A 24,613-nucleotide genomic window follows, 5' to 3' on the forward strand; every position below is an offset into this window, starting at 1 on the left:
CGACATAGTTTAAAGGCCAATGGCTCAATTGGTAGAGCATCGGTCTCCAAAACCGAGGGTTGGGGGTTCGAGTCCCTCTTGGCCTGCCAAATCAAGACTAATCGGCCTTTAGGTTGGTTAGTCTTTTTTTATTGTTAGAAAGTGCTTTATGGATAACCAGACTCAGCCTACTAAGGCTGTAAAACCAAGAATCCATTCTAAGGCAGAAGTGAAGGCTCAAGCACAAGCGGAAGCAAAGAAAAACAAAGCAGCTGATTTGGTTAAGATCGTCGTTGCCTTGTTGGTCGTTGCAGCCGCTGTTTGGGCTTTTTACGCCTTACCACAGTTAAATGTGTATGTGCGTGGACTGATTACTGCAGTGGGTGTGGTGATTGCCTTGGCAATTGTATTCTTCGCAACGCACTTGGGTAAGCGTATGATTGCTTACATTAAGAGTGCTTTTGTTGAAGTGAAAAAAGTAGTATGGCCAGAGCGGCCTGAAGCTTTGCGTACAACTTTGTATGTGGTGGCTTTTGTGGCGGTTTTGGCAGGCTTCATGTGGATGGCTGATTCGTTAATTGCGTGGCTGTTCTATGATGTGTTGTTGAAAAGGGGTTAAACATGGCTAAAAAATGGTATGTAGTGCATGCTTACTCAGGGTTTGAGAAGAATGTGCAAAAAACCCTGAAAGAGCGCATTGAGCGTGAAGGCATGCAAGATTATTTCGGTCAGATTTTGGTGCCAGTTGAAGAAGTGGTGGACATCAAAAATGGCAAGCGCACTTTAAGTGAGCGCAAATTCTTCCCAGGTTATGTGTTGGCGGAAATGGAAATGACCGACGACTCATGGCATTTGGTGAAATCAACACCGCGTGTAACCGGTTTCATTGGTGGTACGGCCAACCGTCCGTTGCCAATTACCCAGCGTGAAGTCGATGCCATCATGCAGCAAATTCAAACCGGTGGCGAAAAGCCCAAACCTAAGGTTGAATTTGAAGTGGGTCAACGTATTCGTGTGAACGAAGGTCCATTCGCAGATTTCAATGGTGTGGTGGATGAAGTGAATTACGAACGCAACAAATTGCGTGTGTCAGTACAAATTTTCGGTCGCGAAACCCCAGTAGAGCTGGATTTCACGCAGGTTGAAAAAGTTTAGTTTATTTAACAACTTGTACTTGCAAAATAAAAAAACAAGGTCTATAATTGTAGACCTTGTTTTTTTTGGGAAGCGGATGGTCCGCGTTATACCCACTATCGGAGAATCAAAGTGGCAAAAAAAGTTGTAGGCTACATTAAACTGCAAATTGGTGCAGGTAAAGCCAATCCATCACCTCCAGTTGGTCCAGCATTGGGTCAACGTGGTTTGAACATCATGGAATTCTGTAAAGCGTTCAATGCCCAAACTCAAGGCATGGAGCCAGGTTTGCCAGTACCAGTAGTGATTACTGCGTACGCTGACAAATCATTCACTTTCGTGATGAAAACCCCTCCAGCATCTGTGTTGTTGAAAAAAGCAGCCGGCTTGCAAAAAGGCTCTTCTAATCCATTGACCAACAAAGTGGGTAAAATCACTCGTGCTCAAGTGGAAGAAATTGCCAAAACCAAAGAACCTGATTTGACTGGCGCTGACTTGGATGCAAAAGTACGCATCATCGCTGGTACTGCTCGTTCTATGGGTATTGAAGTGGAGGGCGTGTAAATGGCTAAGATTTCTAAACGTTTGCAAGCTTTGCGCGCTTCTGTAGACAGCAACAAATTGTATGCTATCGACGAAGCCATCACTACCGTTAAAACTGGCGCGACTGCTAAATTTGACGAATCTATCGACGTTGCGATTAACTTGGGTGTTGACCCTCGTAAATCTGACCAAGTGGTTCGTGGCGCAGTGGTGTTGCCTAAAGGTACTGGTAAAACCACTCGCGTGGCTGTGTTCACCCAAGGTGCTAACGCAGACGCTGCTCGTGAAGCCGGTGCTGACATCGTTGGTATGGAAGAGTTGGCTGATGAAGTGAAAAAAGGCAACATGGATTTTGATGTTGTGATCGCTTCTCCAGATGCTATGCGCATTGTTGGCCAATTGGGTACCATCTTGGGCCCACGTGGTTTGATGCCTAACCCTAAAGTAGGTACTGTGACTCCTAACGTTGCTGAAGCAGTTAAAAATGCCAAAGCCGGTCAAGTTCAATACCGTACTGATAAAGCAGGTATCATTCACGCTACCATCGGTCGCGCTTCTTTCGCTGAAGCTGACTTGCGTGAAAACTTCAATGCATTGTTGGACGCTTTGGTAAAAGCAAAACCTGCTGCTGCCAAAGGCCAATATGTGAAAAAAATCGCCGTTTCAAGCACTATGGGCTTGGGCGTGCGTGTTGATACTGCCAGTACCAACTAATTAAGTTTTGGAGCGGCTTGTGAGTCATTTACAGGCCGCTTTATTGGGCTACTTATTTAAGTAGATGTCCAAGACCGTAGGGATCCGCAAGGATTTAAACTTACCCTACGCAGACGGTAGTCCCGAAATTGATTGTGTTACAAACATCTGTTTGTAAAATGTCTTTTTCTTGGTTGCCGAGCTGGGGAAACACTTCGGTGTTTCGATTATTAACAGTGGGAGGTAGACCTTGAGTCTCAATATTGAAGCCAAAAAGGCCACCGTTGAAGGCATTGCAGCTGGTATCGCAAATGCCCAAACATTGGTGATCGCCGAGTATCGTGGTATCAGTGTTGCCAATTTGACCGAATTGCGTGCGAATGCTCGTAAAGAGGGCGTGTACTTACACGTATTGAAAAACACTTTGGTACGCCGTGCTGTAGAAGGTACTTCATTTGCTGCATTGGCTGACCAAATGGTTGGTCCATTGATTTATGCTGCATCTGAAGATGCTGTTGCTGCCGCTAAAGTATTACACCAGTTCTCTAAAAAAGACGACAAAATTGTTGTTAAAGCCGGTGTTTACAATGGCGATTTGTTGGATGTTGCTCAAGTAGCTGAATTAGCCTCAATTCCTTCACAAGAAGAATTGTTGGCCAAATTGTTGGGTGTTATGCAAGCGCCAGTTTCTGGCTTTGCTCGCGCCTTGGCTGCTTTGGCTGCAAAAAACGCAGAAACCGAAGCCGCATAATTTACATTTGATTTATTTGAATTAAGATTTTAGGAGTTTAATAGCATGGCTATTACTAAAGAAGACATTTTAGAAGCAGTTGCTGGTTTGACCGTTATGGAATTGAACGACTTGGTTAAAGCGTTCGAAGAAAAATTTGGCGTTTCTGCTGCTGCTTTGGCAGTTGCTGGTGGCGCTGCTGCTGGTGCAGCTGCTGCTGAAGAAAAAACTGAGTTCGACGTTGTATTGACTGCAGCTGGCGACCAAAAAGTTGGCGTGATCAAAGTGGTACGTGCTATCACTGGCTTGGGCTTGAAAGAAGCCAAAGACATGGTTGACGGCGCACCTAAAACTGTTAAAGAAGGTGTTTCTCAAGCAGAAGCTGACGACATCGCTAAACAATTGACTGAAGCTGGTGCTAAAGTCGAAATCAAATAAGCTGATTTAAGCTGACAGGCTGGCAGTTATACTGCCGGCCTTATTTCGCTTCTTGCATAGGGTTATTAAAACTGGGCATTTCGGCGAAGTGTTTAGTCTTAACAGCCTGCCAAAAACCATCCATTCATTGGAGCTTCTTACATGAGTTACTCATTTACTGAGAAAAAACGCATCCGCAAAAGCTTTGCAAAACGTGAAAACGTTTTAGATTTTCCGTTTTTGCTTGCAACTCAATTGGATTCTTACGCTTCATTTTTGCAGCTAAATACCCCATTTGACCAACGCAAAGATGAGGGCTTACAGGCCGCATTCTCATCGATTTTCCCTATCGTTAGCCACAATGGCCATGCGCGTTTGGAATTTGTACATTACATTTTGGGTGAACCTGTATTTGATATCCAAGAGTGCCAAATGCGCGGCATTACCTTTGCCGCCCCACTGCGCGCACGCATCCGTTTGGTAATCAATGATCGTGAAGCTTCTAAACCAACGGTAAAAGAAGTTCGCGAGAATGAAGTGTACATGGGTGAAATCCCATTGATGACGCCTAGTGGCTCATTTGTAATCAATGGTACTGAACGCGTTATCGTATCGCAATTGCACCGTTCGCCTGGTGTGTTCTTTGAACACGACCGTGGTAAAACCCACTCATCAGGTAAATTGTTGTTCTCAGCTCGCATCATTCCTTACCGTGGTTCATGGTTGGATTTTGAGTTTGATCCAAAAGACTTGTTGTACTTCCGTATCGACCGTCGCCGTAAAATGCCTGTGACCATTTTGCTCAAAGCATTGGGTTACGACGCTGAAACCATCTTAACCATGTTCTATGACAAAGATGCGTTCCATTTGAGCGACAAAGGCATCGAACAAGAGTTGGTATTGGGTCGCTTGAAAGGCGAAGTTGCCAAAATCGACGTTATCGACAAAGACGGTAATTTGATTGTTGCCAAAGGCAAACGCTTCACTGCTAAGTCTGTGCGCGATTTGAGCAACGCCGGTATCGAACGCTTGAATGTTGATTTCGAGAGCTTGATTGGCAAAGTATTGGCCAAAGATGTCATCAATCCATTGACTGGCGAAGTGATTGCCAAAGCCAATGACGAATTGACTGAAGAAATCTTGGTGCAATTCCAATTGCACGAAATCGAAAAAATCGAAACCTTGTTCATCAATGAATTAGACCAAGGTGGCTACATCGCCAATACCTTGCGCGTTGATGAAGTGGAAACCCAATTGCAAGCACGTGTGGCGATTTACCGCATGATGCGCCCTGGTGAACCACCTACCGAAGATGCGGTAGAACAATTGTTTAACCGTTTGTTCTTCAGCCACGACAGCTATGACTTGTCACGCGTTGGTCGCATGAAATTCAACAAACGCACGTACGAACACAAATTGGATGAGAAATCACCATTGTGGTATCGCACCATGATTGAAGAATTGTCTGCGTTGACCAACGACAAAAACTTTGTCTTGACCAATGAAGACATCGTGATTTCGATTGCGACTTTGGTGGAATTGCGCAATGGCCATGGCGAAGTAGACGACATTGACCACTTGGGTAACCGTCGTGTGCGTTCAGTAGGTGAGTTGGCTGAAAACCAATTCCGTTCTGGCTTGGCGCGTGTTGAACGTGCTGTGAAAGAGCGTTTGAACCAAGCTGAATCAGACAATTTGATGCCGCATGACTTGATCAATGCCAAACCTGTTTCGGCTGCAATCAAAGAATTCTTCGGTTCTAGCCAATTGTCTCAGTTTATGGACCAAACCAACCCATTGTCTGAAGTGACACACAAACGTCGTGTCTCTGCTTTGGGCCCCGGTGGTTTGACGCGTGAACGCGCAGGCTTTGAAGTGCGTGACGTACACCCAACCCATTACGGTCGTGTGTGCCCGATTGAAACACCAGAGGGTCCAAACATTGGTTTGATCAACTCTTTGTCTGTTTACGCGCGTACCAATGAATACGGTTTCTTGGAAACCCCATACCGCCGTGTGATAGACAGCAAAGTAACCGACCAAATCGATTACTTGTCTGCCATCGAAGAAGGCCGCTATGTGATTGCACAGGCGAATGCCGAGTTGGACAAAGAAGGTCAATTGACCGATGAATTGGTGACTTGCCGTGAAAAAGGCGAAACCATTTTGGCCACCCCTGATCGCGTGCAATACATGGACGTGGCAACAGGTCAGGTGGTATCGGTAGCAGCATCATTGATTCCATTCTTGGAACACGATGACGCCAACCGTGCATTGATGGGTGCCAACATGCAACGTCAAGCTGTGCCTTGCTTGCGTGCGGACAAACCATTGGTAGGTACCGGTATTGAACGCTCTGTGGCGGTTGACTCTGCGACTGCCGTGGTTGCGCGTCGTGGCGGTGTGGTTGAGTCTGTGGATGCGGGTCGCGTGGTGATTCGTGTGCACGATGATGAAGCGATTGCTGGTGAAGTGGGTGTCGACATCTACAACTTGGTGAAATACACCCGTTCTAACCAATCGACTAACATCAACCAACGTCCAGTTGTGAACAAAGGTGACATCTTGGCCCGCGGTGACGTGGTGGCTGACGGTGCTTCTACCGACTTAGGTGAATTGGCTTTGGGTCAAAACATGACCATCGCCTTCATGCCTTGGAATGGTTACAACTACGAAGACTCAATTTTGATTTCTGAAAAAGTGGTAGCAGAAGACCGCTATACCACCATCCACATCGAAGAATTGAATGTGGTGGCGCGCGATACCAAATTGGGCGCAGAAGAAATCACCCGTGACATTCCGAACCTGTCTGAACGCATGCAAAACCGTTTGGATGAATCCGGTATTGTTTACATCGGTGCTGAAGTAGAAGCTGGCGACGTGTTGGTGGGCAAGGTAACACCTAAAGGTGAAACCCAATTAACCCCTGAAGAAAAATTGTTGCGTGCTATTTTCGGTGAAAAAGCTTCTGACGTAAAAGATACTTCATTGCGCATGCCTACAGGCATGAGCGGTACGGTGATTGACGTCCAAGTGTTCACCCGTGAAGGCATTGAACGTGACAAACGTGCTCAATCCATCATTGATGCGGAATTGAAACGCTACCGCAAAGACTTGAACGATCAAATGCGCATTTTCAATAACGATGCATTTGACCGTATCGAGCGCATGATTGTTGGACAAGTTGCCAATGGTGGCCCTATGCGTTTGGTTAAAGGCACTGCCATTACCAAAGAATACTTGGGCAGCATTGAAAACAAACACGAGTGGTTTGACATCCGTTTGGCCGATGAATCATTGGCAAAACAATTGGAATTGACCAAACTGAGCTTGGCACAGAAGTACGAAGAAGCCGACGCCATGTACGAGATCAAGAAGAAAAAATTGACTCAAGGCGACGAATTGCAACCTGGCGTTCAAAAAATGGTGAAAGTATTCATCGCCATCAAACGTCGTTTGCAAGCCGGTGACAAAATGGCGGGTCGACATGGTAACAAAGGTGTGGTTTCACGCATCTTGCCAGTAGAAGACATGCCTTACTTGGCAGATGGCCGTACCGTAGACATCGTATTGAACCCATTGGGTGTACCGTCTCGTATGAACATCGGTCAGATTTTGGAAGTGCATTTGGGTTGGGCTGCCAAAGGTATTGGTGAACGCATCAACAAGATGTTGGTAGAACAACGTCAAGTGGCCGAATTGCGTGCTTACTTTGAGAAGTTGTACAACACCAGCGGTAAGCAAGAAAACTTGGATGAGTTGACCGATGCTGAAATCATGAACTTGGCGCAACACTTGCGTCGCGGCATGACTTTTGCCTCTCCAGTGTTCGACGGTGCCGATGAAGCCGAAATCAAAAACATGTTGGAATTGGCTTACCCAAGCGAAGACCCAGACATGGAAAAATTGGGCTTTAACAGCACCAAAACCCAAATCACTTTGTACGATGGCCGTACCGGTGAAGCGTTTGACCGTCATGTGACTGTGGGTGTGATGCATTACTTGAAACTGCATCACTTGGTAGACGAAAAAATGCATGCTCGTTCTACTGGCCCTTACAGCTTGGTGACACAACAACCATTGGGTGGTAAAGCCCAATTCGGTGGTCAGCGTTTCGGTGAGATGGAGGTGTGGGCACTGGAAGCTTACGGTGCTGCATACACCTTACAAGAGATGTTAACTGTGAAATCCGATGACGTGGTTGGCCGTACCAAAATGTACGAAAACATCGTTAAAGGTGAACACAAAATCGATGCTGGTATGCCAGAGTCGTTCAATGTATTGGTGAAAGAGATCCGATCATTGGGCTTGGATATCGATTTAGAGCGTTACTAATTGTGGCAAACGCGTTACAGGCCGGCCTGTAACGCGTCAACAACTGGAGCTAAAATGAAAGCTTTGTTAGATTTATTTAACCCCTTGCAAGGTGCAGGTGCAGATGATGAATTTGATGCCATCAAAATTGGTATCGCATCACCTGAAACCATACGCTCATGGTCGTATGGCGAAGTTAAAAAACCTGAAACCATCAACTACCGTACGTTCAAGCCTGAACGCGATGGTTTGTTCTGTGCCAAAATTTTTGGCCCAGTGAAAGACTACGAATGTTTGTGCGGTAAGTACAAACGTTTGAAATTCAAAGGCGTGACCTGCGAAAAATGTGGCGTGGAAGTGACTTTGTCCAAAGTACGCCGTGAACGCATGGGTCACATCGAATTGGCTTCACCTGTAGCGCACATCTGGTTCTTGAAATCATTGCCATCTCGTTTGGGCATGGTTTTGGACATGACTTTGCGTGACATCGAACGCATTTTGTACTTTGAAGCCTTTGTGGTAACCGATCCTGGTTTGACTTCTTTGCAACGCCGTCAATTGTTGACCGAAGAAGACTATTACGAAAACTTGGACGAATACGGCGAAGAATTTGAAGCGAAAATGGGTGCAGAAGGTGTGCGTGAATTGTTGCGTACCCTCGACATCGAAAACGAAATTCAAGTATTGCGTCAAGAGTTGGAATCGACTGGTTCTGACACCAAAATCAAAAAAATTGCGAAACGTTTGAAAGTATTGGAAGCGTTCCAACGCTCAGGTATGAAACTTGAGTGGATGATTATGGATGTATTGCCAGTATTGCCACCTGATTTGCGTCCATTGGTGCCGTTGGATGGTGGTCGTTTTGCCACTTCTGACTTGAACGATTTGTACCGCCGCGTGATTAACCGTAACAACCGTTTGAAACGTTTGTTGGAATTGCGTGCACCAGACATCATCGTGCGCAATGAAAAACGCATGTTGCAAGAAGCAGTAGACTCATTGTTGGACAATGGCCGTCGCGGTAAAGCGATGACGGGCGCCAACAAACGTCCATTGAAATCTTTGGCAGACATGATTAAAGGTAAGGGCGGTCGCTTCCGTCAGAACTTGCTGGGTAAACGTGTGGACTATTCAGGCCGCTCTGTGATTACCGTAGGTCCTTACTTGCGTTTGCACCAATGTGGTTTGCCTAAAAAAATGGCATTGGAATTGTTCAAACCATTCATTTTCCATAAATTGGAAAAATTGGAATTGGCCAACTCCATCAAACAAGCGAAAAAATTGGTAGAGCAAGAAGTGCCAGAAGTTTGGGACATCTTGGAAGACGTGATTCGCGAACATCCAATCATGTTGAACCGTGCACCTACCTTGCACCGTTTGGGTATTCAAGCGTTTGAACCGATCTTGATTGAAGGCAAAGCCATTCAATTGCACCCACTCGTTTGTGCGGCATTCAATGCCGACTTCGACGGTGACCAAATGGCGGTACACGTACCATTGTCTTTGGAAGCACAAGAAGAAGCACGCACCTTGATGTTGGCTTCTAACAATGTGTTGTCTCCAGCCAATGGTGAGCCTATCATCGTACCTTCTCAAGACATCGTCTTGGGTCTGTATTACATGACGCGTGACAAGATTAACGGTAAAGGCGAAGGCATCATGTTTGCCGACGTCAAAGAAGTACACCGTGCTTATCAAACACGCCAAGTGGAATTGGGTACCAAATGTATCGTGCGTTTGACCGAATACGTGAAAAACGAACAAGGTGGTTTCGATCCTGTTGTGAATCGTTACGAAACCACGGTTGGTCGCGCGATTTTGTCGACCTTGTTGCCTAAAGGTTTGAGTTTCTCTCACGTCAACAAAGCGTTGAAGAAAAAAGAAATCTCTAAACTGATTAACGCCTCGTTCCGTCAATGTGGTTTGCGCGACACCGTGATTTTCGCCGACCATTTGATGTACACCGGTTATGCGTACTCAACCCGCGGTGGTATTTCGATTTGCGTAGACGACATGGAAGTGCCTGCAGCGAAAGCGCAATTGTTGGGCGAAGCCAATGCCGAAGTGAAAGAAATCGAAGAGCAATACCGTCAAGGTTTGGTAACCAATGGCGAACGCTATAACAAAGTGGTCGACATCTGGGGCCGTACTGGTGACAAGATCGCCAAAGCGATGATGGACAACTTGTCTGTGGACAAAGTGTTTGACCGCGACGGTAATGAAGTGGACCAAGAATCGTTCAACTCCATTTACATGATGGCCGACTCTGGTGCCCGTGGTTCGCCAGCACAGATCAAACAGTTGTCAGGTATGCGTGGTTTGATGGCGAAACCAGATGGTTCGATTATCGAAACCCCAATTACCTCTAACTTCCGTGAAGGCTTAACAGTATTACAATACTTTATTTCCACTCACGGTGCGCGTAAAGGTTTGGCCGATACGGCGTTGAAAACAGCGAACTCAGGTTACTTGACCCGTCGTTTGGTCGATGTGACCCAAGACTTGGTGGTCATCGAAGACGATTGCGGTACCAGCGATGGTTTCGTGATGAAAGCCGTGGTACAAGGCGGTGACGTGATTGAACCATTGCGCGACCGTATTTTGGGCCGTGTAACAGCTGAAGACGTGGTAGACCCGATTACCAATGCAACTTTGGTAGAGTCTGGCACCATGTTGACCGAAGCCTTGGTTAACGAAATCGACAACTCAGGTGTCGATGAGGTGAAAGTACGCACCCCAATTACTTGTAAAACCCGTTATGGCTTGTGCGCGAAATGTTACGGCCGTGACTTGGCACGCGGTAAATTGGTGAACACTGGTGAAGCAGTCGGCGTGATTGCAGCGCAATCGATTGGTGAACCGGGTACACAGTTGACCATGCGTACCTTCCACATTGGTGGTGCAGCGTCTCGAGCAGCCGCAGCGACCCAAGTAGAGTCTAAATCTAACGGTACGGCACGTTTCTCTAGCCAAATGCGTTATGTTGCCAACAACAAAGGCGAGTTGATTGTCATCGGCCGTTCTTGTGAAGTGGTGATTCATGATGATGTCGGTCGTGAGCGTGAACGTCATAAAGTGCCTTACGGTGCGACGTTGATGGTGCGTGATGGTGAAGTGATTACCGCGGGCCATGTATTGGCCACATGGGATCCACATACCCGTCCAATGATTACCGAGCATGCAGGTCGTGTGCGCTTCGAGAACATCGAAGAAGGCGTGACTGTCGCGAAACAAACCGATGAAGTGACTGGTTTGTCTACCTTGGTGGTGATTGATGGCAAACGCCGTGGTTCACAAGCGCGTGTATTGCGTCCAGCAGTGCGCTTGCTCGATGAAAACGGTGAAGAAATCCACGCTCCAGGTTCGGATACCCCAGTGACCATGGCATTCCCTATCGGTGCGATCATTACCGTGCGTGAAGGTCAGGAAATTGGCAAAGGTGATGTGTTAGCGCGTATCCCACAAGCTTCTACCAAAACCCGTGACATTACCGGTGGTTTGCCTCGTGTAGCAGAATTGTTCGAGGCTCGTACACCAAAAGACGCAGGTATGTTGGCAGAGGTAACTGGTACCGTTTCCTTTGGTAAAGAAACCAAAGGCAAACAACGCTTGGTGATTACCGACACTGATGGCATCGCTGTAGAAACCTTGATCTCGAAAGAGAAACAAGTGTTGGTGCATGATGGTCAAGTGGTGAACCGTGGTGAAACCATTGTCGATGGCGCAGTTGATCCGCACGACATCTTGCGTTTGCAAGGTATCGAAGCCTTGGCTCGCTACATCATCCAAGAAGTGCAAGAGGTTTACCGCTTGCAAGGTGTGAAGATTTCCGACAAACACATTGAAGTGATCATTCGCCAAATGTTGCGTCGTGTGAACATCGCTGATTCTGGTGAAACCCATTTCATTACCGGTGAGCAAGTTGAGCGCGCCGAAGTGATGATAGAAAACGAGAAAATGTTGGCAGAAGGCAAACAGCCTGCACGCATCGACAACATCTTGTTGGGTATTACCAAAGCGTCCTTGTCTACCGACTCGTTCATCTCTGCCGCATCGTTCCAAGAGACTACCCGTGTCTTGACCGAAGCTGCGATCATGGGCAAACGCGACGACTTGCGCGGCTTGAAAGAAAACGTGATTGTGGGTCGTTTGATTCCGGCGGGTACTGGTTTACATTACCACCGCAAACGCCGTCAACACACCCAAGCAGCAGAAACACCTGCAGCAGAATAATGTTGTAAGCGTGTAACGCAATCAGAAGCGGCCTGTAAATGTTTACAGGCCGCTTTTTTGTGCCTGCTGGATATGCATGTGTGTATTTATTGAGCAAGTATCGAATAGGGCACAGCAGGGTAATCTCGTCACAGCTGGCCCAAGCTCACAGCCAGTGCGACCCAATGAGTTAACTGATATTGACATGATATTGATGAATATATTGATTTAAAGCGGCCTGTAAGCCTTACAGGCCGCTTATTTTTGTGGTTTAAGCTGGGCTTCATCAAATCAAGCAAGTTCGTGCAAACCCGTGTTGTGGGGCTTTCTTTCTATGGACTATGGTGAAATGATGTGAGGTCGCCATGTTGTGCTAGGGTGGGTGTAATGCAAACCGTATTTGTGCAAATGCAGTTTTACTTATTGCTGTTGTTTTCGCTGATTGTGCCGGTGGCCATTTATGTGGGGCTGTTGTGGCGGCGGATGATTTCGCGCTATACCGTGTTGATTTTTGGTGTGGCCTTGCTGCTGATTTCTGGTGTGGACATTTACCTGTTGCAAGTGTTGGCGAACATGGCCAAAACCACCAGCTCGCATTGGGACAATACGGTGTTTTTATCGGAGGTGTCGCTGGCTTTGTATTTGCTGCCACTGACTTACGGCGGCATTGGGGTGAATTTGATTTCGCATGTGTTGATTCGCCATTTGAGCCGCGCTGAGCGGCGTTTTGAGCAAAAACATCCACCATCAGATGATGAATGAAGTGGGAATGCACAGACAGGTGAGCCAGATTCAGCCTAAAGGGCAAATGTCTCCCACTAATTTTTACAGGCCGCATGTAATTGAAGCGTGCCCACTTTTTGCTGCTAAGTGGGTTTTCTGCATCAAATTAAGTTAAAAAACAAGCGAATATCGGTGCGGGTATTTGACGCGAGGCTTGAATAGCGTCTATAATTCCGCCCTTGCTGGCATGGTGCCAGTAGTTTTTCAATGGGAACATAAGAAATGCCAACTATCAATCAATTGGTACGCAAAGGTCGTCAAAAACCGATCTATGTGAACAAAGTACCTGCTTTGGAGGCTTGCCCTCAAAAACGTGGCGTGTGCACTCGTGTTTACACCACTACTCCTAAAAAACCTAACTCAGCTTTGCGTAAAGTTTGTAAAGTGCGTTTGACCAACGGTTTCGAAGTGATTTCGTACATCGGTGGTGAAGGCCATAACTTGCAAGAGCACAGCGTGGTATTGATCCGCGGCGGTCGTGTAAAAGACTTGCCAGGTGTGCGTTACCATACTGTACGCGGTTCTTTGGACACTGCTGGTGTTAAAGACCGTAAACAAAGCCGTTCTAAATACGGTACAAAACGTCCTAAGTAATTGGCTTTTGACGTGGGCTGCCTGATGAAGGTAGTCGAGTAAGTGCTTATTTACATGAATAAGCCTGAGCAATGATGCTCAACTGAATAGAATTTAAGGAATTAAAATGCCAAGACGTAGAGAAGTCCCTAAACGCGAGATTTTGCCTGATCCAAAATTCGGTAGCACCGAATTGTCTAAATTCATGAACGTTGTGATGATCGACGGCAAAAAATCTGTTGCAGAGCGTATCGTTTACGGTGCTTTGGAACAAATCGAGAAAAAATCTGGTAAATCAGCTATCGAAGTATTCGAAACTGCTATTGCTAACGCGAAACCAATCGTGGAAGTGAAGAGCCGCCGTGTCGGTGGTGCTAACTATCAAGTTCCCGTTGAAGTTCGTCCGTCACGTCGTTTGGCGTTGGCGATGCGTTGGGTACGCGATGCTGCTCGTAAACGTGGTGAAAAATCAATGGACTTGCGCTTGGCAGGTGAATTGATGGATGCGGCTGAAGGTCGTGGCGGTGCGTTGAAAAAACGTGAAGAAGTACACCGCATGGCTGAAGCGAACAAAGCGTTCTCTCACTTCCGTTTCTAATTTAAAAAGGCGACAACCGTGGCTCGTAAAACCCCTATTTCGCGCTACCGTAATATCGGTATTAGCGCACATATTGACGCCGGTAAAACCACTACTTCAGAACGTATTTTGTTCTACACAGGCATGACCCACAAATTGGGTGAGGTACATGACGGTGCAGCAACTACTGACTGGATGGAACAAGAGCAAGAGCGTGGTATTACCATTACCTCTGCAGCGGTAACCACATTCTGGAAAGGTATGGGCGGCACATTGCCTGAATACCGTTTCAACGTGATTGACACCCCAGGACACGTAGACTTTACTGTAGAAGTAGAGCGTTCTATGCGTGTATTGGACGGTGCAGTAATGGTTTACTGTGCAGTGGGTGGCGTACAACCGCAATCTGAAACTGTATGGCGCCAAGCCAACAAATACAAAGTGCCACGTTTGGCATTTGTGAACAAAATGGACCGTCAAGGTGCTAACTTCTTCCGTGTGGTTGAGCAAATGGCCACTCGCCTGCGCGCTAACCCAGTACCAGTAGTGGTACCTATCGGTGCAGAAGACGGCTTCCAAGGCGTGGTTGACTTGTTGAAAATGAAAGCCATTTTGTGGAACGATGCCACTCAAGGTTTGACTTTCGACTATGCTGACATTCCTGCTGATTTGGTAAGCGTTGCTGAAGAATGGCGTGAAAAAATGGTTGAAGCTGCGGCTGAAGCCACTGAAGACTTGATGGAAAAATACTTGAGCGGCGAAACGCTGACTGAAGAAGAAATCGTGTCTGCTTTGCGTACTCGTACTTTGGCTGGCGAAATCCAACCTGTATTGTGTGGTTCTGCATTTAAAAACAAAGGTGTACAACGCATGTTGGACGCGGTTGTTGAATACTTGCCAGCACCTACAGACATTCCTCCAGTAGCCGGTATTAATCCTAAAACTGAAGAAGCAGACAGCCGTGAAGCATCTGATGAAGAGAAATTCTCTGCGTTGGCATTCAAATTGATGAATGACAAATACGTGGGTCAATTGACTTTCATCCGTGTTTACTCAGGCGTGTTGAAGTCTGGTGATACTGTCATCAACTCTGTTAAAGGCACACGTGAACGTGTAGGCCGTTTGGTACAAATGAAAGCCAACGACCGTGACGAGATCGAAGAAGTACGTGCTGGTGACATCGCTGCTGCGATTGGTTTGAAAGACGTTACTACTGGTGAGACTTTGTGTGCTGAAGATGCTCCTATCATCTTGGAACGCATGGAATTCCCAGAGCCAGTAATTCACGTTGCTGTTGAGCCAAAAACCAAAGCCGACCAAGAAAAAATGGGCTTGGCTTTGAACCGTTTGGCCAAAGAAGACCCTTCATTCCGTGTGAAAACCGATGAAGAATCTGGCCAAACCATCATCTCTGGTATGGGTGAATTGCACTTAGAGATCTTGGTTGACCGTATGAAACGTGAGTTTGGCGTTGAAGCGGCCGTTGGTGCTCCTCAAGTGGCTTACCGTGAAACCATCCGCAAAGAAGTGGAAGTTGAAGGTAAACACGTGAAACAATCTGGTGGTAAAGGTCAATACGGTCACGCAGTGATCAAAATGGAACCTTTGGAACCAGGTGGCGCAGGTTACGAATTTATCGACGAAATTAAAGGCGGTGTGATTCCTAAAGAATTCATCCCTTCAGTTGATAAAGGTATCCGTGATACTTTGAACAGCGGTGTATTGGCTGGCTATCCAGTAGTGGACGTTCGCGTGCGCTTGGTATTCGGTTCTTACCATGACGTTGACTCTTCGCAAATCGCGTTTGAGTTGGCCGGTTCTATGGCGTTTAAAGAAGGTATGCGTCGCGCAAACCCTTGCATCTTGGAACCAGTAATGGCTGTAGAAGTTGAAACCCCAGAAGACTACATGGGCGATGTGATGGGTGACTTGAACCGTCGTCGTGGTTTGGTATTGGGTATGGATGATGATGGTATCGGCGGCAAAAAAATCCGTGCAGAAGTGCCATTGTCTGAAATGTTTGGTTACTCTACTGATTTGCGTTCAGCTACTCAAGGTCGCGCAACATACTCTATGGAATTCAAAAAGTATGCTGAAGCACCAAACAACGTTGCTGAAAAAATCATGGAAAACCGCAAAGGTTAATTTTTAACGAATCAAGCGGCCTGTAAAGCTTACAGGCCGCTTACTGAAGATTCATTGTTCTTTAAAAGGAATTAGTCAAATGGCTAAAGAAAAGTTTGAACGCAGTAAACCACACGTAAACGTGGGCACAATCGGTCACGTTGACCATGGTAAAACTACTTTGACTGCTGCTTTGTGCACAGTATTGTCTAAAGCATTTGGTGGTGCTGCTAAAGCCTACGATCAAATCGACAACGCGCCTGAAGAAAAAGCACGTGGTATTACCATCAACACTTCACACGTTGAATACGAAACAGAAACTCGCCACTACGCTCACGTAGACTGTCCAGGACACGCCGACTATGTTAAAAACATGATCACTGGCGCGGCTCAAATGGATGGCGCGATTTTGGTATGTTCAGCTGCTGATGGTCCTATGCCACAAACTCGTGAACACATCTTGTTGGGTCGCCAAGTAGGTGTACCTTACATCTTGGTATTCATGAACAAATGTGACATGGTTGACGACGAAGAGTTGTTGGAATTGGTTGAAATGGAAATCCGTGACTTGTTGTCAAGCTACGACTTCCCAGGCGACGACTGCCCAATCATCAAAGGTTCTGCATTGAAAGCCTTGGAAGGCGACCAATCAGCAATCGGCGAACCAGCAATCTTGGAATTGGCTGCGGCTTTGGATTCTTACATCCCAACTCCAGAACGTGCTGTTGACAAACCATTCTTGTTGCCTATCGAAGACGTATTCTCTATCTCTGGTCGCGGTACTGTAGTGACTGGTCGTATCGAACGCGGTATCGTAAAAGTAGGCGAAGAGATCGAAATCGTTGGTTTGAAAGACACTGTTAAAACCACTTGTACCGGTGTGGAAATGTTCCGCAAATTGTTGGACGAAGGTCAAGCTGGTGACAACGTAGGTGTGTTGTTGCGTGGTACCAAACGTGAAGACGTTGAACGTGGTCAAGTATTGGCTAAACCAGGCACCATCAAACCACACACTACATTCACTGCTGAAGTGTATGTATTGTCTAAAGAAGAAGGTGGCCGTCATACTCCATTCTTCGCTAACTACCGTCCACAGTTCTACTTCCGTACAACTGACGTAACTGGTGCAGTTACTTTGGGTGAAGGCGTAGAAATGGTAATGCCAGGTGAAAACGTATCAATCACTGTAGAGTTGATTGCGCCTATCGCCATGGAAGATGGTTTGCGCTTCGCGATTCGCGAAGGTGGTCGTACCGTTGGTGCAGGTGTTGTCGCTTCTGTAATCAAATAATTTAGGAATATTGAGATGAAAAACCAAAAAATCCGTATTCGCTTGAAAGCCTATGATTACAGCTTGATCGATCATTCTGCTCAAGAGATCGTTGAAACTGCTAAACGTACTGGTGCTGTGGTTAAAGGTCCAATTCCTTTGCCTACAAAAATCGAACGTTTCAACATTTTGCGTTCTCCTCACGTGAATAAAACTTCTCGTGAACAGTTGGAAATCCGCACTCACTTGCGTTTGATGGATATCGTTGATTGGACTGATAAAACCACCGATGCATTGATGAAATTGGACTTGCCTGCAGGCGTGGATGTTGAAATTAAAGTACAATAATCACACTTGCTAACAATATTTTAATTTAAAACATTGATTTAAATTGGAGTGTTGTAGTATGATTGCGAACTCAGCAAATTTTTGCTGAGTTCGTTTTTTTATTACTGCCAATCAATCGTAATTGGCGCCTTTATATTAAGGAATAAACATGAGTTTAGGTCTGGTAGGGCGCAAAGTAGGCATGACTCGCGTGTTCGACGAACAGGGTGCATCTGTTCCAGTAACCGTGTTGGAAATGACTGCTAACCGCGTCACTCAGGTTAAAACCAAAGACACTGATGGCTATGAAGCTGTTCAAGTGGCATTTGGTTCAAAAAAAGCGAATCGCGTTAATAAAGCAGAAGCTGGTCACTTTGCAAAAGCAGGTGTGGAAGCTGGTGCTGGTTTAATCGAATTCGCAATCGAAGCTGGTGAATTGAAAGCTGGCGACGTAATCGAAGTATCTATGTTTGAAGCAGGTCAGTTGGTAGACATCACTGGCACTTCTAAAGGTAAAGGCTTTGCCGGTACCATCAAACGTCATAATTTCGATTCTCAACGTACTTCTCACGGTAACTCACGTTCTCACCGTGTGCCAGGTTCTATTGGTCAAGCACAAGACCCAGGTCGCGTGTTTAAAGGTCAACGCATGGCCGGTCAATATGGCAACACCAAATCAACTGTACAAAACTTAGTGGTTGTACGTGTTGATGCAGAACGCAACTTACTGTTGGTAAAAGGTGCAGTACCTGGCGCGATTAACAGCGATGTCGTGGTACGTCCTAGTGTGAAAGCGGGTGCGTAATGGAATTGAAATTAATCAACGCTAACGGCGAAGTTGCAGGCAATGTAGCTGCTTCTGATGCTTTGTTTGGCCGTGAATACAACGAAGCTTTGGTACACCAATTGGTAACTGCTTACTTGGCGAATGCTCGCTCAGGTAACCGTGCCCAAAAAACCCGTGCCGAAGTACACCACTCTACCAAAAAGCCTTGGCGTCAAAAAGGTACCGGTCGCGCGCGTTCTGGTATGACTTCGTCTCCAATCTGGCGTAAAGGTGGCCGTGCGTTCCCTAACAAACCTGATGAGAACTTCACTCAAAAAGTGAACCGTAAAATGTATCGCGCTGGTATGGCGACCATTTTGTCTCAATTGGTTCGTGACGACCGTTTGGTAGTGGTTGAAGATTTGACCGTTGACTCTCCAAAAACCAAAGCTTTTGCTGAACAAGTGAAAAACTTGGGTATGGATCAAGTATTGTTCTTGACCAAACAATTGGATGAAAACGTATTTTTATCTAGCCGTAACTTGCACAACGTTTTGGTTTTGGAAGCTCAACAAGCAGATCCTTACAGCTTATTGCGCTTTAAGAAAGTTGTTGTAACCAAAGAAGCGGTTGCACAATTAGAGGAGCAATGGGCATGAATCAAGAACGTTTAATGAAAGTGATTCTGGCACCTGTTGTTTCAGAAAAAAGTAACATGATTGCTGAAAAACGCAACCAAATGACTTTTAAAGTGTTGCCTAATGCAACCAAAACTGAAATCAAAGCTGCTGTTGAATTGTTGTTCGGTGTTCAAGTTGCCTCTGTGACTACCACTACTACCAAAGGCAAGCAAAAACGCTTTGGTCGTACTATGGGTAAACGCAGCGACGTGAAAAAAGCGTATGTTAGCTTGGTTGAAGGTCAGCAATTAGACCTTGAAGCAGCAGCTGCCGCTTCTGCAGAATAAGGAAAAGTATAATGGCTATTGTTAAAATGAAGCCGACTTCTGCTGGCCGTCGCGGCATGGTCCGTGTAGTCACTGAAGGTCTGCACAAAGGTGCTCCTTATGCTCCTTTGTTAGAAAAACAAAACTCTACCGCTGGTCGTAACAATGGTGGTCGTATCACTACCCGTCATAAAGGTGGTGGTCACAAACATCATTACCGTATTGTTGACTTCAAACGCAACAAAGATGCGATCCCAGCGACTGTTGAACGCATTGAATACGATCCAAACCGTACTGCGCACATCGCATTGTTGTGCTATGCAGATGGTGAGCGTCGTTACATCATTGCTCCTCGTGGTTTGAAAGTCGGCGCTAAAGTTGTTTCTGGTTCTGAAGCTGCGATTAAAGTAGGCAATGCTTTGCCTATTCGCAACATCCCAGTTGGTACGACTATCCACTGTATCGAAATGAAACCAGGTAAAGGCGCGCAAATTGCACGTTCTGCTGGTACTTCTGCGATGTTATTGGCACGTGAAGGCATCTACGCTCAATTGCGTTTGCGTTCAGGTGAAATTCGTAAAATCCACGTTGATTGCCGTGCAACCATCGGTGAAGTGGGTAACGAAGAACAAAGCTTGAAGAAAATCGGTAAAGCTGGTGCTAATCGCTGGAAAGGCATTCGTCCTACCGTACGCGGTGTGGTAATGAATCCAGTGGATCACCCACACGGTGGTGGTGAAGGTCGTACCGGTGAAGGTCGTGAGCCAGTTAGCCCATGGGGTACTCCAGCTAAAGGCTACCGCACCCGTAGCAACAAACGCACGAATAATATGATTGTTCGTCGCCGCTTTTCAAATAAAGGGTAATTAGATGGCACGTTCATTGAAAAAAGGTCCTTACGTAGACCTGCACTTGCTGAAAAAAGTTGATACAGCACGTGCAAGCAGCGACAAACGTCCAATCAAAACTTGGTCACGTCGTTCTACCATTTTGCCTGACTTTATTGGTTTAACCATTGCTGTACACAACGGCCGTACTCACGTACCTGTATACATCAGCGATAACATGGTTGGTCACAAATTGGGCGAATTCTCTTTCACTCGCACTTTTAAAGGCCACTTGGCTGATAAAAAAGCTAAGAAATAAGGAGTGAATAGATGAAAGTATCTGCACAACACAAAAATGCACGCATTTCAGCGCAAAAAGCTCGCTTGATCGCTGACTTGATTCGTGGCAAAGATGTTGCTTCCGCTTTGACTATTTTGCAATTTGCACCACAAAAAGCAGCTGAATTGACTAAAAAAGTTTTGGATTCTGCTATTGCAAATGCTGAACACAATGACGGCGCTGACATTGATGAATTGAAAGTGGTTGAAATTTTCGTTGACAAAGGCCCTAGCTTGAAACGTTTCTCAGCTCGTGCTAAAGGTCGCGGTAACCGCATTGAAAAACAAACTTGTCACATCACTGTGACCGTTGGTAATTAAGGAAAAACAATGGGACAAAAGATTAACCCAACTGGTTTCCGATTAGCGGTGAACAAAGATTGGTCTTCAAAATGGTTTGCTAAAACCAGCGAGTTTCCAGCTGTTTTGAAACAAGACATCGACGTTCGCAACTACTTACATAAACGTTTGAAAAACGCTTCTGTTGGCCGTATCGTGATTGAGCGTCCAGCTAAGTCAGCTAAAATCACCATTTTCACTGCCCGTCCAGGTATTGTGATTGGTAAAAAAGGCGAAGACATTGAAGTGTTGAAACGTGACTTGCAAAACTTATTGGGTTTGCCAGTACATGTAAACATCGAAGAAATCCGCAAACCTGAGTTGGATGCACAAATCATTGCAGACAACATTGCAGGTCAATTGGAAAAACGTGTGATGTTCCGTCGTGCCATGAAACGCTCTATGCAAAATGCAATGCGTGCTGGTGCTAAAGGTATCAAAATCATGTCTTCAGGCCGCTTGAATGGTATCGATATCGCTCGTAGCGAATGGTACCGTGAAGGTCGCGTGCCTTTGCATACTTTGCGTGCTGACGTTGATTACGCTACAAGCGAAGCTTTGACTACTTACGGTATCATCGGTATTAAAGTTTGGGTTTACAAAGGTGAAGCTGGTTCTCAACCACAAGTAACTGCAAAACCTGAAGAAAAGAAAAACAGAAAGGCAGGTGGTAGAAATGCTGCAGCCAACTAGACTGAAATATCGCAAACAGCACAAAGGCCGTAACACTGGCGTTGCAACTCGCGGTAATAAAGTAAGCTTTGGTGATTTCGGTTTGAAAGCTACAGGTCGTGGTCGTTTGACTGCTCGCCAAATCGAAGCTGCCCGTCGTGCAATGACCCGTCACATTAAACGTGGTGGTCGCATTTGGATTCGTGTATTCCCGGATAAACCAATTACTGAAAAACCAGCTGAAGTACGTATGGGTGGCGGTAAAGGTTCTCCAGAGTACTGGGTAGCAGAAATCCAACCAGGTAAAATGCTGTATGAAATGGATGGCGTGTCAGAAGAATTGGCTCGTGAAGCATTTGAATTAGCAGCAGCTAAATTGCCTATTTCTACTGTTTTTGTTATTAGACAGGTAGGTCAATAATGAGTGCTAAGAATTTACACGACAAATCTGTTGAGCAATTGAATGAAGAATTGGTTAGCTTGTTGAAAGCTCAGTTCGGTTTGCGTATGCAAGCTGCAACTAACCAATTGCAAAAAAGCAGCGAATTGAAAAAAGTTCGCCGTGAAATTGCTCGTGTCAAAACCATCTTGAGCCAAAAGGTTGGTCAATAATGAGCGAAAAGAAAAATGTTCGTACATTAACCGGTAAAGTGGTTAGTGACAAAATGGACAAAACCGTTGTTGTTTTGGTTGAACGTAAAGTGAAACACCCTTTGTACGGCAAAGTAATTCGTCGTTCAAACAAGTTCCACGCGCATGACGAAAACAATGAGTATGCGGTTGGCGACGTTGTGACGATTGCTGAATCTCGTCCTTTGTCTAAAACCAAAACTTGGGTTGTGACCACTTTGGTGGAAAAAAACAACACCATTTAATTATTAGGTGCTATCGAGAGGCGAATACTTGCTTAAATCAAAAGATTGGGGTAAGATTCGCTTCTTATAGTTTTGTCTCTCCCTTCGGGATCCAAGACTGGTTCATCTGACCTTATGGGTGTTCAAGCAAATGGCTTGAATGATGAGTTGAATTAAGTTGGGTATATAAAGGTAATCTAAATGATACAAATGCAGACCATGCTTGATGTGGCTGATAACTCTGGTGCGCGCCGTGTAATGTGCATCAAAGTTTTAGGTGGCTCAAAACGCCGCTATGCTACTGTTGGCGACGTCATCAAAGTGACTGTTAAAGACGCTGCTCCACGTGGCCGTGTTAAAAAAGGCGATGTATACAATGCCGTAGTGGTTCGCACTGCTAAAGGTGTTCGCCGTGCTGATGGTGCGTTGATTAAATTTGATAACAACGCAGCTGTTATCTTGAACGCAAAATTAGAGCCAATCGGTACTCGTATTTTTGGCCCTGTGACACGTGAATTGCGTAACGAACGCTTCATGAAAATCGTTTCATTAGCGCCTGAAGTGTTATAAGAAGGATTTATCATGGCTAAAATTAAATCAGGTGATCAAGTTGTTGTGATCACAGGCAAAAACAAAGGCGCTACTGGTAAAGTTTTGCGTGTTTTGGGTGAAAAAGTAGTGGTTGAAGGCGTTAACGTTGTTAAACGTCATCAAAAACCTAATCCAATGCGCGGTGTTGAAGGTGGTATCGTTGCTAAAACTGCTCCGATCAATATCTCTAACGTAGCGATTTTTAATCCAGAAACCAAAAAAGCTGACCGCGTTGGTATTAAATTGGTTGAGACTGAAGGCAAAGTTAAACGCGTTCGCGTGTTTAAATCCAACGGCGCTCAAATTGACGCGTAATAAGGTGAGATAAGAATGGCACGTTTAAGCGACTTTTACAAAGAAACCGTGGTTCCTGAGTTGATGAAACAATTCGACTACAAATCTGTAATGGAAGTACCTCGCATCGAAAAAATCACCTTGAATATGGGTGTAGGCGAAGCGGTTGCAGATAAGAAAGTAATGGAACACGCAGTTTCAGATTTAGAAAAAATTGCTGGTCAAAAACCAGTTGTGACTTTGGCTCGCAAATCAATCGCCGGCTTCAAAATCCGTGATAACTACCCAGTGGGTTGTAAAGTGACTTTGCGTCGCGATCGCATGTTTGAATTCTTGGATCGTTTGATCACCATTTCATTGCCACGTGTACGTGACTTCCGTGGTGTAAACGGTAAATCATTTGACGGTAGCGGCAACTTCAACATGGGTGTTCGCGAACAAATCATTTTCCCTGAAATTGAATATGACAAAATTGATGCATTGCGTGGTTTGAATATTACCATCACCACCACTGCTAAAACCGATGCAGAAGCGAAAGCTTTGTTGTCATTGTTCAAATTCCCATTTAAAGGTTAATTCATGGCTAAAAAAGCACTAATTAATCGTGAAGCAAAACGTGAAGCATTGGCTAAGAAATTTGCCGCTAAACGTGAAGCGATTTTTGCCGTTATTAATGACGAAAGCGCTTCAGATGAAGAACGTTTTGAAGCTCGTTTAAAATTCCAAAGCATTCCTCGTAATGCCATGCCAGTTCGTCAACGTCGTCGTTGCGCATTGACAGGTCGCCCACGTGGCACTTTCCGTAAATTTGGTTTAGGTCGTACTAAGATTCGCGAAATCGCAATGCGTGGCGAAATCCCTGGTGTGATTAAATCAAGCTGGTAATGAATGAGGGCTTAAGATATGAGTATGCATGATCCAATTTCTGATATGTTGACCCGCATTCGCAACGCTCAACGTGTTAACAAAAACACGGTTGCAATGCCATCTTCAAAAATCAAAACTGCTATTGCGCAAGTTTTGAAAGAAGAAGGTTACATTGAAGATTACAGCGTTGCTGGTGATGTTAAAGCAACCTTAGAAATCAAATTGAAGTATTACGCAGGTCGTCCTGTAATCGAGCACATCCAACGTGTGTCTCGTCCAGGCTTACGTGTGTACAAAGCAGCTAACGAAATTCCATCTGTAATGAATGGTTTGGGCGTGGCTATTGTGAGCACCTCTAAAGGTGTAATGACTGATCGTAAAGCACGTGCCAACAGTGTTGGTGGCGAATTGCTTTGCGTAGTAGCATAAGGAGTATTGTTTA

Annotated in this window: 29 protein-coding genes and 1 tRNA gene; all 30 read left to right on the forward strand. The window is 45.6% G+C overall.

Annotated features, from left to right (window positions below; all coding sequences use genetic code 11):
- Window positions 1-13 precede the first annotated feature (13 nt).
- The 30 genes from BN3003_RS03740 (at window position 14) to rpsH (ending at window position 24,600) form a co-directional block, all read left to right on the forward strand.
- Window positions 14-89 (forward strand) — tRNA-Trp (locus tag BN3003_RS03740).
- A 59-nt stretch (window positions 90-148) separates the two neighbouring features.
- Window positions 149-598, forward strand: a complete 450-nt coding sequence (gene secE / locus BN3003_RS03745; RefSeq protein ID WP_058305388.1) for a preprotein translocase subunit SecE — start codon at window positions 149-151, stop codon at window positions 596-598.
- 2 nt (window positions 599-600) lie between these two features.
- Window positions 601-1,134, forward strand: a complete 534-nt coding sequence (nusG, locus tag BN3003_RS03750; RefSeq protein WP_058305389.1) for a transcription termination/antitermination protein NusG — start codon at window positions 601-603, stop codon at window positions 1,132-1,134.
- Between the two features lie 111 nt (window positions 1,135-1,245).
- Window positions 1,246-1,677, forward strand: coding sequence for a 50S ribosomal protein L11 (gene rplK, locus BN3003_RS03755; RefSeq protein WP_058305390.1), 432 nt, complete (start codon window positions 1,246-1,248; stop codon window positions 1,675-1,677).
- Entirely contained in the window at window positions 1,678-2,370 is a 693-nt protein-coding gene (gene rplA, locus BN3003_RS03760; RefSeq protein WP_058305391.1) for a 50S ribosomal protein L1, read from the forward strand.
- A gap of 229 nt (window positions 2,371-2,599) precedes the next feature.
- Window positions 2,600-3,100, forward strand: coding sequence for a 50S ribosomal protein L10 (gene rplJ, locus BN3003_RS03765; RefSeq protein WP_058305392.1), 501 nt, complete (start codon window positions 2,600-2,602; stop codon window positions 3,098-3,100).
- Between the two features lie 45 nt (window positions 3,101-3,145).
- A complete protein-coding gene (gene rplL, locus BN3003_RS03770; protein WP_058305393.1) occupies window positions 3,146-3,517 on the forward strand; it encodes a 50S ribosomal protein L7/L12 in 372 nt (123 codons plus the stop codon).
- Between the two features lie 141 nt (window positions 3,518-3,658).
- A complete protein-coding gene (gene rpoB, locus BN3003_RS03775; RefSeq protein WP_058305394.1) occupies window positions 3,659-7,831 on the forward strand; it encodes a DNA-directed RNA polymerase subunit beta in 4,173 nt (1,390 codons plus the stop codon).
- A 54-nt stretch (window positions 7,832-7,885) separates the two neighbouring features.
- Window positions 7,886-12,043: a DNA-directed RNA polymerase subunit beta' gene (gene rpoC, locus BN3003_RS03780; protein WP_058305395.1), complete on the forward strand. Its 4,158-nt coding sequence runs from the start codon at window positions 7,886-7,888 to the stop codon at window positions 12,041-12,043.
- A 366-nt stretch (window positions 12,044-12,409) separates the two neighbouring features.
- Entirely contained in the window at window positions 12,410-12,784 is a 375-nt protein-coding gene (locus BN3003_RS03785; protein WP_058305396.1) for a hypothetical protein, read from the forward strand.
- A 243-nt stretch (window positions 12,785-13,027) separates the two neighbouring features.
- Window positions 13,028-13,399 carry a 30S ribosomal protein S12 gene (gene rpsL, locus BN3003_RS03790; RefSeq protein WP_058305397.1) on the forward strand — a complete coding sequence of 124 codons (372 nt, stop codon included), beginning with the start codon at window positions 13,028-13,030 and terminating at the stop codon, window positions 13,397-13,399.
- A 106-nt stretch (window positions 13,400-13,505) separates the two neighbouring features.
- A complete protein-coding gene (rpsG, locus tag BN3003_RS03795; protein WP_058305398.1) occupies window positions 13,506-13,976 on the forward strand; it encodes a 30S ribosomal protein S7 in 471 nt (156 codons plus the stop codon).
- An 18-nt stretch (window positions 13,977-13,994) separates the two neighbouring features.
- Entirely contained in the window at window positions 13,995-16,100 is a 2,106-nt protein-coding gene (gene fusA, locus BN3003_RS03800) for an elongation factor G (RefSeq protein WP_058305399.1), read from the forward strand.
- Between the two features lie 79 nt (window positions 16,101-16,179).
- Window positions 16,180-17,370 carry an elongation factor Tu gene (gene tuf / locus BN3003_RS03805; RefSeq protein WP_058305387.1) on the forward strand — a complete coding sequence of 397 codons (1,191 nt, stop codon included), beginning with the start codon at window positions 16,180-16,182 and terminating at the stop codon, window positions 17,368-17,370.
- Window positions 17,371-17,385: 15 nt separating this feature from the next.
- On the forward strand, window positions 17,386-17,697 hold the full coding sequence (gene rpsJ / locus BN3003_RS03810) for a 30S ribosomal protein S10 (RefSeq protein ID WP_019959443.1): 312 nt from the start codon (window positions 17,386-17,388) through the stop codon (window positions 17,695-17,697).
- Window positions 17,698-17,845: 148 nt separating this feature from the next.
- Entirely contained in the window at window positions 17,846-18,481 is a 636-nt protein-coding gene (gene rplC / locus BN3003_RS03815) for a 50S ribosomal protein L3 (RefSeq protein WP_058305400.1), read from the forward strand.
- Complete coding sequence (rplD, locus tag BN3003_RS03820) at window positions 18,481-19,101, forward strand: 50S ribosomal protein L4 (RefSeq protein ID WP_058305401.1); 621 nt, start codon at window positions 18,481-18,483, stop codon at window positions 19,099-19,101. Before rplC ends, rplD begins: the two co-directional genes overlap by 1 nt.
- The gene (gene rplW, locus BN3003_RS03825; RefSeq protein ID WP_187119841.1) at window positions 19,098-19,409 is read left to right on the forward strand and encodes a 50S ribosomal protein L23; all 312 of its coding nucleotides are present in this window, start codon (window positions 19,098-19,100) and stop codon (window positions 19,407-19,409) included. The genes rplD and rplW overlap by 4 nt, the downstream gene beginning before the upstream one ends.
- 11 nt (window positions 19,410-19,420) lie before the next feature.
- On the forward strand, window positions 19,421-20,254 hold the full coding sequence (rplB, locus tag BN3003_RS03830) for a 50S ribosomal protein L2 (RefSeq protein ID WP_058305403.1): 834 nt from the start codon (window positions 19,421-19,423) through the stop codon (window positions 20,252-20,254).
- A gap of 4 nt (window positions 20,255-20,258) precedes the next feature.
- A complete protein-coding gene (gene rpsS / locus BN3003_RS03835; protein WP_058305404.1) occupies window positions 20,259-20,534 on the forward strand; it encodes a 30S ribosomal protein S19 in 276 nt (91 codons plus the stop codon).
- 11 nt (window positions 20,535-20,545) lie between these two features.
- Window positions 20,546-20,875: a 50S ribosomal protein L22 gene (rplV, locus tag BN3003_RS03840; RefSeq protein WP_058305405.1), complete on the forward strand. Its 330-nt coding sequence runs from the start codon at window positions 20,546-20,548 to the stop codon at window positions 20,873-20,875.
- Window positions 20,876-20,884: 9 nt separating this feature from the next.
- Entirely contained in the window at window positions 20,885-21,586 is a 702-nt protein-coding gene (gene rpsC, locus BN3003_RS03845; RefSeq protein WP_058305406.1) for a 30S ribosomal protein S3, read from the forward strand.
- The gene (gene rplP / locus BN3003_RS03850) at window positions 21,570-21,986 is read left to right on the forward strand and encodes a 50S ribosomal protein L16 (RefSeq protein WP_058305407.1); all 417 of its coding nucleotides are present in this window, start codon (window positions 21,570-21,572) and stop codon (window positions 21,984-21,986) included. Before rpsC ends, rplP begins: the two co-directional genes overlap by 17 nt.
- Window positions 21,986-22,177, forward strand: a complete 192-nt coding sequence (rpmC, locus tag BN3003_RS03855) for a 50S ribosomal protein L29 (protein WP_058305408.1) — start codon at window positions 21,986-21,988, stop codon at window positions 22,175-22,177. Before rplP ends, rpmC begins: the two co-directional genes overlap by 1 nt.
- Entirely contained in the window at window positions 22,177-22,440 is a 264-nt protein-coding gene (gene rpsQ / locus BN3003_RS03860; protein WP_058305409.1) for a 30S ribosomal protein S17, read from the forward strand. The genes rpmC and rpsQ overlap by 1 nt, the downstream gene beginning before the upstream one ends.
- 180 nt (window positions 22,441-22,620) lie before the next feature.
- Window positions 22,621-22,989, forward strand: coding sequence for a 50S ribosomal protein L14 (gene rplN, locus BN3003_RS03865; protein ID WP_058305410.1), 369 nt, complete (start codon window positions 22,621-22,623; stop codon window positions 22,987-22,989).
- 12 nt (window positions 22,990-23,001) lie between these two features.
- Window positions 23,002-23,325, forward strand: a complete 324-nt coding sequence (gene rplX, locus BN3003_RS03870; protein WP_058305411.1) for a 50S ribosomal protein L24 — start codon at window positions 23,002-23,004, stop codon at window positions 23,323-23,325.
- A gap of 15 nt (window positions 23,326-23,340) precedes the next feature.
- Entirely contained in the window at window positions 23,341-23,880 is a 540-nt protein-coding gene (gene rplE, locus BN3003_RS03875) for a 50S ribosomal protein L5 (RefSeq protein ID WP_058305412.1), read from the forward strand.
- Window positions 23,881-23,883: 3 nt separating this feature from the next.
- A complete protein-coding gene (rpsN, locus tag BN3003_RS03880) occupies window positions 23,884-24,189 on the forward strand; it encodes a 30S ribosomal protein S14 (protein WP_058305413.1) in 306 nt (101 codons plus the stop codon).
- 18 nt (window positions 24,190-24,207) lie between these two features.
- Window positions 24,208-24,600: a 30S ribosomal protein S8 gene (gene rpsH / locus BN3003_RS03885; protein WP_058305414.1), complete on the forward strand. Its 393-nt coding sequence runs from the start codon at window positions 24,208-24,210 to the stop codon at window positions 24,598-24,600.
- Window positions 24,601-24,613 lie beyond the last annotated feature (13 nt).

This window comes from Vitreoscilla massiliensis, assembly GCF_001457815.1.
GTDB lineage: Bacteria > Pseudomonadota > Gammaproteobacteria > Burkholderiales > Neisseriaceae > Vitreoscilla > Vitreoscilla massiliensis.

Excerpts from the sequence above, each read along its gene's own strand:
- secE (WP_058305388.1), top strand. The coding sequence starts at position 149 with ATGGATAACCAGACTCAGCCTACTAAGGCTGTAAAACCAAGAATCCAT.
- nusG (WP_058305389.1), top strand. The coding sequence starts at position 601 with ATGGCTAAAAAATGGTATGTAGTGCATGCTTACTCAGGGTTTGAGAAG.
- rplA (WP_058305391.1), top strand. The coding sequence starts at position 1,678 with ATGGCTAAGATTTCTAAACGTTTGCAAGCTTTGCGCGCTTCTGTAGAC.
- rplL (WP_058305393.1), top strand. The coding sequence starts at position 3,146 with ATGGCTATTACTAAAGAAGACATTTTAGAAGCAGTTGCTGGTTTGACC.
- rpoB (WP_058305394.1), top strand. The coding sequence starts at position 3,659 with ATGAGTTACTCATTTACTGAGAAAAAACGCATCCGCAAAAGCTTTGCA.
- rpoC (WP_058305395.1), top strand. The coding sequence starts at position 7,886 with ATGAAAGCTTTGTTAGATTTATTTAACCCCTTGCAAGGTGCAGGTGCA.
- BN3003_RS03785 (WP_058305396.1), top strand. The coding sequence starts at position 12,410 with ATGCAAACCGTATTTGTGCAAATGCAGTTTTACTTATTGCTGTTGTTT.
- rpsL (WP_058305397.1), top strand. The coding sequence starts at position 13,028 with ATGCCAACTATCAATCAATTGGTACGCAAAGGTCGTCAAAAACCGATC.
- rpsG (WP_058305398.1), top strand. The coding sequence starts at position 13,506 with ATGCCAAGACGTAGAGAAGTCCCTAAACGCGAGATTTTGCCTGATCCA.
- tuf (WP_058305387.1), top strand. The coding sequence starts at position 16,180 with ATGGCTAAAGAAAAGTTTGAACGCAGTAAACCACACGTAAACGTGGGC.
- rpsJ (WP_019959443.1), top strand. The coding sequence starts at position 17,386 with ATGAAAAACCAAAAAATCCGTATTCGCTTGAAAGCCTATGATTACAGC.
- rplC (WP_058305400.1), top strand. The coding sequence starts at position 17,846 with ATGAGTTTAGGTCTGGTAGGGCGCAAAGTAGGCATGACTCGCGTGTTC.
- rplD (WP_058305401.1), top strand. The coding sequence starts at position 18,481 with ATGGAATTGAAATTAATCAACGCTAACGGCGAAGTTGCAGGCAATGTA.
- rplW (WP_187119841.1), top strand. The coding sequence starts at position 19,098 with ATGAATCAAGAACGTTTAATGAAAGTGATTCTGGCACCTGTTGTTTCA.
- rplB (WP_058305403.1), top strand. The coding sequence starts at position 19,421 with ATGGCTATTGTTAAAATGAAGCCGACTTCTGCTGGCCGTCGCGGCATG.
- rpsS (WP_058305404.1), top strand. The coding sequence starts at position 20,259 with ATGGCACGTTCATTGAAAAAAGGTCCTTACGTAGACCTGCACTTGCTG.
- rplV (WP_058305405.1), top strand. The coding sequence starts at position 20,546 with ATGAAAGTATCTGCACAACACAAAAATGCACGCATTTCAGCGCAAAAA.
- rpsC (WP_058305406.1), top strand. The coding sequence starts at position 20,885 with ATGGGACAAAAGATTAACCCAACTGGTTTCCGATTAGCGGTGAACAAA.
- rplP (WP_058305407.1), top strand. The coding sequence starts at position 21,570 with ATGCTGCAGCCAACTAGACTGAAATATCGCAAACAGCACAAAGGCCGT.
- rpmC (WP_058305408.1), top strand. The coding sequence starts at position 21,986 with ATGAGTGCTAAGAATTTACACGACAAATCTGTTGAGCAATTGAATGAA.
- rpsQ (WP_058305409.1), top strand. The coding sequence starts at position 22,177 with ATGAGCGAAAAGAAAAATGTTCGTACATTAACCGGTAAAGTGGTTAGT.
- rplN (WP_058305410.1), top strand. The coding sequence starts at position 22,621 with ATGATACAAATGCAGACCATGCTTGATGTGGCTGATAACTCTGGTGCG.
- rplX (WP_058305411.1), top strand. The coding sequence starts at position 23,002 with ATGGCTAAAATTAAATCAGGTGATCAAGTTGTTGTGATCACAGGCAAA.
- rplE (WP_058305412.1), top strand. The coding sequence starts at position 23,341 with ATGGCACGTTTAAGCGACTTTTACAAAGAAACCGTGGTTCCTGAGTTG.
- rpsN (WP_058305413.1), top strand. The coding sequence starts at position 23,884 with ATGGCTAAAAAAGCACTAATTAATCGTGAAGCAAAACGTGAAGCATTG.
- rpsH (WP_058305414.1), top strand. The coding sequence starts at position 24,208 with ATGAGTATGCATGATCCAATTTCTGATATGTTGACCCGCATTCGCAAC.